This window comes from Vibrio owensii CAIM 1854 = LMG 25443, from assembly GCF_000817815.1.
GTDB classification, from domain to species: domain Bacteria; phylum Pseudomonadota; class Gammaproteobacteria; order Enterobacterales; family Vibrionaceae; genus Vibrio; species Vibrio owensii.
Genome location: NZ_JPRD01000053.1, coordinates 13311 through 26914 on the forward strand (window position 1 = coordinate 13311; position 13604 = coordinate 26914).

Sequence of the window (13604 nt, forward strand, 5' to 3'; positions counted from 1 at the left end):
CATTAAAAACAGAAAAAAACCATTTTAAAACTACATCCGGCTACGAATCCGTATTAACAGAATTGGCGATACCAGACCAAGAAATGCTAATATAGCAGTTTTTAGTCTTGGACAAATTAAAAAAGAATCGTAGTAATACCTAACAGCTTCAACACGACGACCAATCGAAATAGCTTGGGCTGCTAAAAAATCAAACTGCTTTGAACGCCTCAGTTTTTGTTCTTGTTCATTTAAACAATCACTAATCAACTTCTGGTGTTTTCTATTTAATAGTTCAATACCCTGTTCATAGCGACTTAAATTTGAAGAGATTCTATTCCTAACAAAAGAACGGTTTGATATAGCTAAAGGCTCTTCGACAATGCCTATTTTAAAGCGAGAGGATATAATACGAATCCACAAGTCATACTCTTCTCTTGCTTGAAAACTTGTATCAAATCCGTTAACTTTGAGAAAAATACTTTTTTTCACTACACAAGAGATTGTTGCTCCAATATAGTTTTCCATACAAATTGATTTTAATGGTTCGGAGAGATTGCGAGATTTAGTTGGATATTCTACGCCTATACTTTCGTAATTTACTATTAGCTGGGAAAAAACAGCATCAAGATTTTCTTTTTTTGCAAGTGATAACTGCTTCTCCAACTTATTAGAAAGCCAGACATCGTCATCGTCTAAAAAAGCCACAAACTCAGAATTTGCGATACTTGCTCCCAAGTTTCTTGAGGATGATGCTCCAGAGTTAGGGTTAGTAATGAACTGAATCCTCAGATCATTATAACTTTCTACTAATTCTTTCGTATTTTGAGATCCTGTGTCATCTACTACAATCACCTCGTTGGCGCGATAGGTCTGATTCAAAACACTATCGATGGCTAGCTTTAATGTTTCAACTCTATCGTGTGTTGGAATTACAACAGAAACTTTCATGTTAGACTCGTTTATTATTTATTAAATGACATATTGGAGATAATAGTGACGTAATATTGACTGATTCAATCTCATCCAAGCTAAAAAGCTCTCCGCTATGGTTATTGCGGGTGGAAAAAACCGCTTTGATACTAGCAACATCATTTTTGCAGAAAGTAAACCTATCATTGAGTGGTATATCTTTTTCAGAAAATTCCCCATCCAACAAAACTAAAACATGTCTATCGGAAATTAGAGAGTCGTATATTTTACCTGGCAACTGACCTCCATGACGATTCAGTACAATTACATCCAAGTTATAGGACTCAGAAATTTCTTCCAGTTCAGATTTAGAAACTCTTGAATTTATACTAACGGCCGGACTAGAAGTTTTTAGTTCACAACCTTCACCATAGATTGCAAGAGGTAAATCCAAATCCTCACAAGCTTTAACCAAGTTTTGAAGATTTCTTATGTTGGAATGATAATCTCCTGCATAAAGTGCTCTAACGTTATTTGGTATACCGGTGGGAATAGCCAACCTCTTAGCTCTTGCGTTTGCTAAAGAAAAACTGCTGACGCCTCTAGGAAGACAAAACATCTTATCACTACTTAGCGGATACAGTTTTTTCTGCCTTTCTAGCGTAGCTATTGAGTTATAAAGCACAATATCACTTTTTGATAAAATGCGATTCTCTAAGAATTTAACTAGCTGGCCACTACCAAATGAAAGATCATCATACCAAGGGTCGCCCCAATATTGAACTTTAACAGCATCAGTTACTTTATAAATTTCATTACAAACGTATTTGTGTATCCCTTTTGGATCAGATGATGAAAATACTACCTGATATTCCTTAACATTCAGGTTATTTGGTAGTGAATCCCTGAGTAAGTATACCTTATCGGGGATAACTTTCTGTACCTTATCAATAACAAACTTTTTTAATTTTCTAATGAAAGATTTCTGAGCATCATTCGCCTTAGTAGTCCGAATGCACTCTATAGAAAAGTAAGTACTAATATACTGACTTAAATCTGTCGTCTTATTTTTCTTATCATCACGAATAATCTCCAATACATCAACAGCGTAGTATTCGGAAAGCCCCTCAACCAAAAGACGATTTCTAATCGCTGCAGATGAGTTTGAGTATTGAAGCTCAGGGGTAACAAACAATAACCTATCCAATTTAGTCACCAATAATAATTAAAATATTATATTTTGATATAACGGCAAAGAAGAAAAGTTATACCAGAGATTTAGAGTGGAATATAATAACAAACAATAATAGAGAGCAAAAAAAGCAACCTTATTATACTCTACGAAGAATTTTAATATCACGTCAATTACAAACACAAGTGGCAGCATAACTAACAAGTCAGACGCTCTAACTGAAAATATAGCTATATTAGAAAACAATGCATTGCAGCTTAAACCAATCAAAAAAACGAGCACCATAGTCCTATGTAATGGGGAAACTACTAAGCGCCTATGTAATATAAATAAAGCTACGAGACCGAGAGCAAGATAGATCAAACTACGAGGTCCAAAAATACTAATAGCATCGTAACGGCCCAACTCCGTATACCCTAACATTTTTGTCGCAAGGCTTGGGTCTACCAATGTTAGAATTTCATATATTATGTCGAATGGACCATTAGAAAAAAGAGCTACGGATAAGTAAGTACTACATAAGAGAAACAAAACAACTATCTCACTACGTCTTACACTAACCACTGCATATAAAGGTAAAGCCAAAATTGAAAAGATCTGTATTAAAGAAGCCAATATAACTAAACCGTAAAATTTTATATAATTTTTCTGATGAATTTCTAAAAGTGCGTAAAAAACAATAGCCGCTGATAAAGCGTTTCTTATTTGTCCCATATCTTTAGACAGAGTAAAACTAAAGCAAACAAACAACCCTAGAAATGGAAAGAAAGAGTTTCTTTGAATTATTGAAGCTTTTAAAAAAAGAGTAATAGCCCCAATAAAGAAGATAAAAAATTCAAAAGGAAAGCCTACTATTCTAAACAATGAGCTAGTAGTAGCAAAAATAAATTCTTTTCCCGAAGAACTTATATTATATTCATATAATGGAAATGATAAATCCTCGAAGCTAGTACTGTAATATAAGTTTTGATAACTAAAATAGTCAATTCCATCATATCTAAGGGAAACAAACAAAATAATAGGGATGAGAAGAAAAATTATAATATGATTTCCTAACCTATTAAACCGCCCGTCAGCCCCTAAGAAAGCAAAGACGAAGTATGGTAATAAAACTAAGAAGTAGTAAAAATGCATCGTTATCTAAGAACCTCTAGACGTCCATAGCCGGAAGAGTATAGAGTTGGTGATTCAAGGTTTTGACTTTGGAAATTATCAAGAACAAACAAACTTCCCTTTGAATAGGCGATAGTTCTAACCTTGTCAGAAAACTTGACTTCAAAAAAATTTGGCATGACTTTTATACTACATTTTTTATAATCAAAGCTCGAAGAGAAAGCCGTGGGGAAACTATAAGCTTCTTTAGCAAAGCTTCTACCAAAATCAACTCTGAATTTATCTCGCATAACAATATCCCTTGTATACGTATAAGTCCCAAAGAACTGGTTAGTAAGCGTCCCTTTGTGATATACCGCATAAGCTCCATAATCAGCATGAGCATGTCCACCCTGACCACTTTGCCCAACATCACCATGATAAATGACCAATTTAAAAGTATTTTCTGTATCATATATAGACGTCAGACCGAAACAACTGTGAGTCTCTATTTTTAACTTGATATCACTAACATCAAATTTTTGATAAGCTAGAGACCTAGTCTTACATAGATCATTAAATGCGCTAAAACATTGAGCAGTTTCAATTCTAGATAGACCTAACGTTCTTCCTTTAGTTAGCATCCTCACTAAAGTCCCCTCACAAGAGGTTGGTTCACCCCCACAGACAAGAACATTATGAATATCTACAAGAGTGTTATGAGAATTGACATTCTGCTCCCAATGGCAATTTAGATAACTACTCTTAACATCCTTTAGGTTAATAAATCTTTTCTTCGCATTAGATAAGCTATACAACTCTCCGACAGGGTCTATACAAATAAATCTTCCAGAGTCATTATCACCTATTTGAACAATATCGCCATTAGGCATAGTGCCAGCAATAGTAATGTTTACGAGTTTACCAATCTTTGAAATTCTTTGATTTCCTAGCCATTCTTTTACCCAGTCAACGTCGTACAGCCCCATTAGAACTGCTACAGGATACATTAATAATTCAGAGCTTAACCTATGATAACTCAAAGACGATTCAAAATTACTTCCATCAAAATTGAACTGATTATCGAAACATGACAATAGCTCACGTTTTGAGAACTCATGCCAATTAAGCACACTTCTATCACCAGTTTTCAGTAACCAACTAGATATAAAAATCAACCCACTAATATTTGACAAATAGTGATTATTTGAACGTTCTGGATAGACTCTATTTCTCTCTAGATGTGAATAAATGAAATCACCATGAAGAAAAATCAAATTTTTTAATTCTTCAATAAATATATCACTACCTATACTTCGTTTACTAAATGAAGATATAAAATCAAAACAAATTATGATATTCGTAGCCCTAATGGCAACATCCATAGGGCAACTCCAATTCACTCCGTAACCGCAGCGATTACTATTAGTAAAATCTTCAATTATTCTTTGAAAAAAGACAAAAACCTGTTCAGAACTCGCTCCGTTATTAATAGAAAGAAACGCATACTGAAGCAAAAATTGTAAACGTCCTAGCTCCCAAGGATGCTTAATGTCAACTTCCTCAATGGATATTGCCTTGGTCGCATCATAATGAATTTTGTTCTCGTCCCAAATATAACCAGAAATAACATCTCGGTTCCATATAATTCCATTCATTTCATTTGAAAAGTCAACCCAACCACTCCCCAGTATATCGAAATGATGATTCTCATAAGCGCCTAAAATATATTCTGAAGATAAACTATCAACCTCAACCTTATCAAAGCGATCTGCTGACAATAATGAGCAAAAAGATAGTTCTTTGGTATAGCCAAACTTTCTAATTATTGGATACTTAAAACTGTCGACGATTCTTACTCTAAATCCCGTCATTTTAGACAGTATTTTTTTGAAAAAAAATCTATTTAATAGCATTTAGATACAACTCACAGAACTTATTTATCTGATTTTCCCAAGATAAAGGATTAGAAACAATTTCAAAATTATCTCGATGTGTAAGCTGCTGCATCATCAATCTGACTTTGTCACCAAGTTTTTCTTCCGGTTGCACAGGTATGTTATATCCAACGTTAAATATATCATTCATCTCACAAATGTTACTGTAAAAACCAATTACCGGTGTACCTAATAATATTGACTCTAAATATCCAATACTAAAACCCTCTTTAAGGCTTGGTGCGAGATTGAACTTAGCGCCTTTCACATATGAAAGCATTGACTGGCGATCCATTGGGAGTTGATGCTTAATTTTTTGACGGATATATTCATTAGAAACAGATTCCATTAGCTTCTCATAGTCCTCGGCATTACAAACAACAACCAAATAAAGATCTTGCATTTCTAATATGATATGCTCTATTTCTTCAGCGATTCTACTGAGACCCTTTCTAACCCAAGTATCCGAAATCCCGTTAAAAATTGCATACTCATAATCTAAGTTAACCTTCTCAACTTCATTAATGGTTATGGGGTTATTTATCTTTACTATTTTGTCATCATTGACCAATTGTAGAACGTTTGACTTTGAATAATCAGAAATCGAAATTACTTTAAATGCAGAACAGATATTTCTATGTAGAAAACCTTTATCAACATCGAAGACTTGCTTATGACCAATACCATGGTCTGTAATAACAAAAGGAATTTCTATTACTTCGCAAGCAGTAGCTATGATATTATGAATACCGTGAACATGAACCAAACTAATTTTGTTTTTTCTTGTAAAATAGCTAAGCGAACCACAGTCAGCGATAACCCTCAACTTCCTTTTTAAAGGCATTTCTTTCTCTATTAACCGGGAAAAGTATCGAGCACCAACAAAAAGAAAGCATATAAAAGAAAACCACGTTGAGTATTTAAAGCAATTATTACCTATATTAGTCCGTGTTCTATTAGACAGTGGTAATGAGTTATCAAAAAAGTAGCTATTAACACCCTTAAAGAGTAGATTTTGAGCAAGCTCAGATACATGGGATTCGACCCCGCCTTTTTCAACACCGCCTAAAACTGTCGGAATTGGCGATACATGTAAAACATTCATTCTAAAGTCTCTTTTGCTTGCTTTGTTATATTTATATATAGTCTTCGGGGTTAATATTGGTTCTAATTACCCTTGCTGGCACCCCAGCAACGATAGAGTTATCTTCCACATTCTCCAGCACCACAGAGTTTGGTGCAACAATTGAGTTATTACCAATTACTATCGGACCAAGAATTCTAGCGCCAGGACCTATATATACATTATCACCAATAACAGGTACATCATTATACTTAGAACGCCCCCCAATAGTAATTCCCTGCCCTATATTGCAATTGTTACCTATTTTAGCGCGAGCATGAATAACGACACCAATACCACCATATGCAAAAACTACGTTTTCCCCTATTTTAGTAGTATGAGGAATAGCGCAGTTGAACATAAAGAATTGAAGTTTGTATATTAATCTAGACAGGTTTTTAAAACCTTTTATGTGAAGGTAACTTCCAACACGTATGAGTCTCAATAACATAATTCTTCTCTATATATACATTTCGAGTTTTCGAACCTGATGTAGATAGTCTTTCATAGATTTAGACCTAATCCTTTTGGCTAAATAGTCTAGTATTTTTCTAGATATATTCGGCATGTATTTTATCGAAATTTGAGCGGACTTTAAAATCATTCTGTCTCCAAAAGATCCAAAGTTTTCATAATACACACGCAACTTCATCAACAACAGCAGTGAAGTATACTTCTGGTTATATTCAGTAACACCATATAGTAATGACAAATAGAATTTAAATATAGATTCCTTGTTCATATTCAATGAAATCTTGCAAAAGACTATCTCCTTATATTCTTCTTCAACAAGATCCAAATACGAGAAAACATTAAAAAATGTGCATCGGTTCCAAGAATTTTCTTTATCTCCTCCCCCCCAGTGTACTATCGATTTGCATGAATATAAAACCGTAGTATTAGAATTCTTTTTAGGAAGGAAAAATGGTACGAGCTGTGGTCCGGACATACAGCAACCATGCCTAATTAAACTCAATGCTGGTAAAATGAACTCTCTTTTATAAACATTATTTGAGATTAGAAGTAAATTCGAGAAACTATCTAGCTGCTTAAAAGAAGATTCCATACCTTTACAAATAAGGTTTTCTTTACGGCTATCCATCAGTTCCGTCGAAAAGTTGATAAATTCAGGTTCATCGTTATCTATGATAGTTTTCTTAATTATCGCTACAGCATTGTATTTAACAGGATCATCATCGCTTAGAAGCCAAAACCATGGTTTTGATATATTTTCAAAACAAGTAGATATATTTGATGTCAAACCAATGTTAACTGAATTTCTCATATAAATAACGCGACTATCGCTGATTAGCTTGGAGACTGTATCTTCATCAATTAAATCATTATCGTAAATTTTCACAATATCATTCGGACCAAGTTGAACCAACAAATTATCAACCTGTTCTATTAGTTTATCTACTCTTTTATATGTAGGAATACAAACTTCAATCTCAATTGAATTCATGATTTAAAACCTCACTTTGAAATATTTTAGCTGACCAAAAAACAAAACACGTATTAACTATTAGCGGCCCAAACATCCCATATTCCGTACTAATAAAAATTGAAAATATATAAGATAAAGGAATTGTGATATTTTGAAGAATAGAAAACTTAAAATAAGGCTCTTTCTTAAAGCATCTTGAAAAATTAGCCTCTGTTGTAATAATCAACATACTAAAGAAAAACAAGAATATTAGAAATGTAGTTTCATTTTTCGTTACTTTTTCAAAGATATAGAAATCAGGAAGAATAAAACTTATTGCAAAAAATGTTAAATACCCAAAAAATAATATTCCCAATGAGTACATTTTATGACGTTTGAATTTAGACACAGCTTCCACAACGCTACCGGATGATATTTTATTTGAGAAGTAAGTAATTTGACTGTTTATTATCGATGAAGCTACTATATAACCTGCTCTTGCAAGAGCTAAGGTAAAAGCAAAGCGACCAGCAAATTCAATATCGGACATTTTATAGCTTATTAGAGTCATAGAGTTCCACAAGAAATACCCCAAAATCCAAGAGACTGATATCTTAGATAGCAAGGGCCAAATATTAGTAAAAGTAACTCTAACGCTGTCTTTAGATTTAACTGTTACAAGCATCTTATATATGTAACTTAAGTCACGTCTCAATAGAAAAATTAATAATACATTATTTGTAAATAGTAAAACTGATGTACTGTATAGACCCCAGCCGAAATAAATAGCTGAAACTAACGTGATCGACGACACTACACTTGCGACTGTTCTACATTTATACAATTTAACTTGTCTTTGTATACTTTCAACTAGCACTTGGATCGGCGTTAAAACAGTAAAAATCGAACTTAGCAGTACTATGAGTAACCAAGGCTTTTTCCAGTCTATATCTCCTGTATAGTCTGAATAAAATATTAGCCCACCAAGCCCTATGAAAATTAGGATAAATAACGCAACTACTAAAAACCAAATTATCGAAAAATTAAATAAAGATCTTATTTTCTCTCGAGAAATTTGACTCCACTCACCGTTGTCATTTAATGAAAAATCATGAGATATATATTGTTTTAATACAAATCCAACTCCGGCTTCTGCTAATTGTTGAAGAGCGATTAAATTAAAAAATGAAAAATAAAAAAACATTTCATCTACACTCAATTCTTTAGAGATTACTAGTAATGTAATAGGACCAATGAGTATGCGCGCAGATTGTGAGATCAATCCTTGGATTGCTATATTATTCAAAGTAATACCTAAACTTGATTATCAATAGTCTTTCAAATACTTGATAACTCTATATATAACTTACCTCTTACGAAATGAGAACCGTTGAAGTAAGCATCATGAACCTTAACAAGCAATAAAGCTCGAATGATTGTAACGAATAACTTTTCAATGAATAGATAGAAATGAGAATGTTTAGATTAAATAAAAAGAGACAAATCATGCCTAAGAAAAATTAATTATGATAAGCTATTGATGCTGCTAGCAAGATTTAAAAATCATCATAATAACCATCAATTCACATTAGCTTAAATACACACTAACCGAAAATTTTTAACATAAAAATCCGGCACAAAAAATTTTATTGAGGCATTTACTTATAAATAAATGCTTAGTTATATATCTTTATCTTAACCAACAGTCAGTAATATAGATACAATTAACTCTTGTGTTTGATTGCTTCTACACAAGATAATAAATACAACGCCTGGTTGTAATAAGTGTAATTTCATTTATATCTGAACTATTACATAGTAAAATTACATTCAAACTAACCTTATTTATTAAGCATCAAACCTACCTTCTCATATTTTATTTTTTACTTGGTATAAGTAATTTTGATCTGATATAGTCTTCTATCTTATCTTGGATTATAACACTCTCATAATCTTTGTTATCCCAGAGATTCATCAACTCAACATCCCTGTAAGGGATTGCGCCAAATTCCACTTCGATATTGATGTTTTTATTGATAATATCAACAAGCTGTTTTGGACTATAGTTTGACGATGATTTTATCTGTATCTTATTGTTTTTTGTATTTTTAAATTGTTCTATTATTACTTTACAAACTTCTCCCACTTCAGATAAATTAAGCTCCTGCTCCCCCTCTGTTATTTCAATCTTCTCCCCTATCTTTGCCATCTTCAGTAAATAATCTAGGAGCTTACCTCTATTGTCATATTCACCATATGTACCGTACAAAACTATTTCTCTACATCGAACCGAAGTATAAGTATTGTAGTAGTCAAAAAAAGATACAAGCGCCCCTTTTGAAGCTGAATAAGCATCAATCGCACACCCCTTATGAGTCGCATCTCCAAACTGCCAATAGCTACCTATATAAGTAAAGTTACAATTCGATATTCTTCTAATCCTTTCAATTATCTCTAAAGGTTTTCTAATATTAACATCAATTATCTCATTGATATTCTCATTATTATAACAAGCTGAAAGATATATTATCTCTTGAGGTTCAAATCTATCGAGCACACTTTCTATATCTTCATCAAATGAGAACTCAGCTACTGGCGCGATATTAACAGGCCTTCGGCTAACGTTTCCGACCTCATAACCATAAGAAAGGAGTCTATTGATTAATTCTCCACCGATATACCCGCTACCGCCAAATATTAAAACTTTCATTCTATTTATGAGAGTGAGGTAAACCCTCACTCTCCCCATTTAATTTAGAAACTTATACCAAAAAACTCTTCGAACTTTTCAACTACAAAATCTAAATGATCTTGCTCAAGACCAGGATAAACACCAATCCAGAAAGTATTATTCATAATAAGATCTGTGTTAGTTAGGTCACCAACAACACGGTAGTTGACGTTCTCAAAATACGGTTGGCGTGTCAGGTTGCCAGCAAACAGAAGGCGAGTACCAATCTTGTATTGGTCCATAAACTTCAGCAAGTCTACACGATCAATACCAGAATTTTCACGAATGGTAATTGGGAAGCCAAACCATGATGGGTCAGAGTTTTCAGTTGCTTCAGGAAGAATAATAAACTCTTCACATGATGATAGCCCAGCACGTAGATAGACGTAGTTATCTTTACGCTTTTGAACTAGGTCTTCAACGCGATCCATCTGAGCAAGGCCACAGGCAGCCTGCATGTCAGTAATTTTCAGGTTGTAACCTAGGTGAGAGTAGGTGTATTTATGATCGTAACCATCGGGCAAAGAGCCTAACTGTTGGTCGAAACGCTTACCACAAGTGTTGTCACAACCTGGTGGGCAGTAACAATCACGTCCCCAATCGCGGAAAGATTCAACTAGCTTTCGTAGTTCTTTATCTTTTGTAAATACAGCTCCGCCTTCACCCATGGTAATATGGTGGGCTGGGTAGAAGCTCACCGTCGCGATATCACCGATAGTACCGACCATTTGACCATTGTAAGTTGAGCCTAAAGCATCACAACAGTCTTCGATAAGCCACAGGTTGTATTTATCTGCAACTCGACGAGCTTCAGTTAGGTCGAAAGTGTTACCCAATGTGTGTGCAACCATGATTGCTTTAGTTTTTTCGGAAACCGCCGCTTCAATCATCTCAGATTTGATTTGGTAGGTTGGGATATCAACGTCTACAAAAACAGGTACTAGACCATTCTGGATGGTAGGGTTTACTGTTGTTGGGAAACCAGCAGCAACGGTAATCACCTCGTCACCAGGTTTTAGTTGACGTTCACCTAGCTTAGGGGATGTTAGTGCAGTTAATGCAAGAAGGTTAGCTGAAGAGCCTGATGTCGTGGTTAGGACGTAAGGCACACCTAAGTATTCACCAAGACGCTTTTCGAATGCCTCATTAAAACGCCCCGTTGTTAACCACCCGTCTAGGGAGGCTTCAACCATTAGTTGAAGTTCTTTTGCACCAAGAACTTTACCTGATGGAGGGACAACACTCTCCCCACCAACAAATTCTTTTTGTGCGTACTCTAGCTCTGCATATTGCTCGACAAGGTCAGCAATCTGAGCCCTTAGTTGCTCTTTCGACATTATTTATTACCTGCTCTTGCGGTCATGTATTCTTTTATTTCATTAATCGTGTAGGCTTTAATGTCTTCGCCATTAAGCCAAGCTTTTTGCCAACTAACGATTTTATCTAAAGTTGTTCTAAGATCCCAAACCGGCTGCCAATTGAGGCGCATTTTTGCTTTAGAACAATCCAGTTTTAGATAGTGAGCCTCATGAGGGTGTACTTCTTTGCTCAAGAACCACTCTGCACCCTCCCCCCATGATTGGGTTAGGTGATTGACGATTTTCTCAACGGGTTGGGCATCTTCATCTTTGGGGCCGAAGTTCCAGCCTTCAGCAAAACTTGGACCTTCTAAGTATAATTTTTCTGCTATCGTAATATAGCCTGATAGCGGCTCTAAAACATGTTGCCATGGTCGAATGGCATGAGGGCTTCTGATTTCAACTTTGCGATTATCTCCAAAGGCTTGAAGAATATCTGGTATCAAACGATCTGCCGCCCAATCGCCACCACCGATAACATTACCAGCACGGACAGATGCAATAGCACAGCCATGCTCTGGGTATTTTTCAACATTAAAGAAAGATTGGCGATAAGAAGAAGCAACCAACTCAGCACAGCCTTTACTGTTACTGTATGGGTCATAACCGCCCATCGGTTCATCTTCACGATATCCCCATACCCACTCTCGGTTCTCGTAACACTTATCAGATGTAATGTTGACGACAGCTTTCACCCCACCAACTTGTTTCACGGCTTCCAATAGATAGACCGTTCCCATTACATTGGTAGAGTATGTTTCCATTGGGTCATCATATGAATGGCGGACCAAAGGTTGCGCAGCCATATGAATAACGATTTCAGGTTTAAAGTCGTTTATTACATGGCGCAGGTGGGTAAAATCACGAATATCGCCTTCTTCTGTAGACATTCCTTCCCAGACCTTGGCTTCTTCAAACAAGCTTGGGGTTGTTGGAGCTGCTAAAGAATATCCCTTTACAATAGCTCCCATTTCCTGAAGCCAAAGAGATAACCAACTACCCTTAAAACCGGTGTGACCAGTAATAAAAACTCGTTTACTAGCCCAAAAACTAGGGTTCATAATTACTCCCAAATTTTCCAAGGGGCTTTGTTTTCTTGCCAAAGCTCTTCCAAGTACACTTTATCTCGCAATGTATCCATTGGTTGCCAGAAGCCATGATGCTCATAGGCCATCAACTCACCATCTTTTGCTAGTTGATTAAGCGGATATTGCTCCCACACGCTACTGTCACCATCGATGTACTTCAATACGTCTGGAGAAAGCACAAAAAAACCACCATTAATCATAGCACCGTCGCCTTTTGGCTTTTCTTTAAAGCTGTTTACTTGGCCGCCTTGAATATCTAATGCACCGAAACGACCCGGTGGGTAGGTTGCTGTCAACGTTGCCTTTTTGCCATGTGACTTGTGAAATTCAATAGTACTAGTAATGTCGATATCACCAACACCATCACCGTAAGTGAAACAGAATGCATCCTCATCTTTAATATGCTCTGCTACACGGCCTAAACGACCACCTGTCATCGAGTTATCACCGGTATCAACCAAGGTTACTGTCCAAGATTCCGCACGCTTACGGTGCACAGTCATCTCATTGTTTTGCATGTCAAAAGTAACATCTGACATGTGCAAGAAATAGTTAGCGAAATACTCTTTTATTACATAGCCCTTGTAACCACAGCAAATAATGAAGTCATTAATACCATGCGATGAGTACTGCTTCATGATGTGCCAAAGAATAGGTTTACCTCCAATCTCTACCATCGGTTTTGGTTTCACGGATGTTTCTTCGCTTAGGCGTGTACCTAAACCACCAGCGAGGATCACTGCTTTCATATTATTAGCTCCAACTA

12 protein-coding genes are annotated in these 13604 nt (G+C 35.5%); all 12 read right to left on the bottom strand.

The features are described 5' to 3' along the window. Positions 1–30: 30 nt before the first annotated feature. The gene (locus H735_RS24255; protein ID WP_020195832.1) at positions 31–930 is read right to left on the bottom strand and encodes a glycosyltransferase family 2 protein; all 900 of its coding nucleotides are present in this window, start codon (positions 928–930) and stop codon (positions 31–33) included. 1 nt (position 931) lies between these two features. Beyond that, a complete protein-coding gene (locus H735_RS24260) occupies positions 932–2098 on the bottom strand; it encodes a glycosyltransferase family protein (RefSeq protein ID WP_152447619.1) in 1167 nt (388 codons plus the stop codon). Positions 2099–2116: 18 nt separating this feature from the next. Next, a complete protein-coding gene (locus H735_RS24265) occupies positions 2117–3217 on the bottom strand; it encodes an EpsG family protein (protein WP_020195834.1) in 1101 nt (366 codons plus the stop codon). Between the two features lie 2 nt (positions 3218–3219). Further along, positions 3220–5091 (bottom strand): hypothetical protein, encoded by a 1872-nt coding sequence (locus H735_RS24270; protein WP_020195835.1) that lies wholly within the window; start codon positions 5089–5091, stop codon positions 3220–3222. Then, on the bottom strand, positions 5078–6217 hold the full coding sequence (locus H735_RS24275) for a glycosyltransferase (RefSeq protein WP_020195836.1): 1140 nt from the start codon (positions 6215–6217) through the stop codon (positions 5078–5080). The genes H735_RS24270 and H735_RS24275 overlap by 14 nt, the downstream gene beginning before the upstream one ends. Before the next feature lie 31 nt (positions 6218–6248). Then, the gene (locus H735_RS24280; protein ID WP_020195837.1) at positions 6249–6686 is read right to left on the bottom strand and encodes a serine O-acetyltransferase; all 438 of its coding nucleotides are present in this window, start codon (positions 6684–6686) and stop codon (positions 6249–6251) included. Positions 6687–6695: 9 nt separating this feature from the next. Beyond that, positions 6696–7700, bottom strand: a complete 1005-nt coding sequence (locus H735_RS24285) for a glycosyltransferase (RefSeq protein WP_020195838.1) — start codon at positions 7698–7700, stop codon at positions 6696–6698. Beyond that, a complete protein-coding gene (locus tag H735_RS24290; RefSeq protein WP_020195839.1) occupies positions 7687–8967 on the bottom strand; it encodes a hypothetical protein in 1281 nt (426 codons plus the stop codon). Before H735_RS24290 ends, H735_RS24285 begins: the two co-directional genes overlap by 14 nt. Positions 8968–9537: 570 nt before the next feature. Then, the gene (locus H735_RS24295; protein ID WP_161624577.1) at positions 9538–10371 is read right to left on the bottom strand and encodes an NAD-dependent epimerase/dehydratase family protein; all 834 of its coding nucleotides are present in this window, start codon (positions 10369–10371) and stop codon (positions 9538–9540) included. A gap of 44 nt (positions 10372–10415) precedes the next feature. Continuing rightward, on the bottom strand, positions 10416–11729 hold the full coding sequence (rfbH, locus tag H735_RS24300; protein ID WP_020195841.1) for a lipopolysaccharide biosynthesis protein RfbH: 1314 nt from the start codon (positions 11727–11729) through the stop codon (positions 10416–10418). Beyond that, the gene (gene rfbG, locus H735_RS24305) at positions 11729–12811 is read right to left on the bottom strand and encodes a CDP-glucose 4,6-dehydratase (protein WP_020195842.1); all 1083 of its coding nucleotides are present in this window, start codon (positions 12809–12811) and stop codon (positions 11729–11731) included. The genes rfbH and rfbG overlap by 1 nt, the downstream gene beginning before the upstream one ends. 2 nt (positions 12812–12813) lie before the next feature. Next, positions 12814–13587, bottom strand: a complete 774-nt coding sequence (rfbF, locus tag H735_RS24310) for a glucose-1-phosphate cytidylyltransferase (RefSeq protein ID WP_020195843.1) — start codon at positions 13585–13587, stop codon at positions 12814–12816. Positions 13588–13604 lie beyond the last annotated feature (17 nt).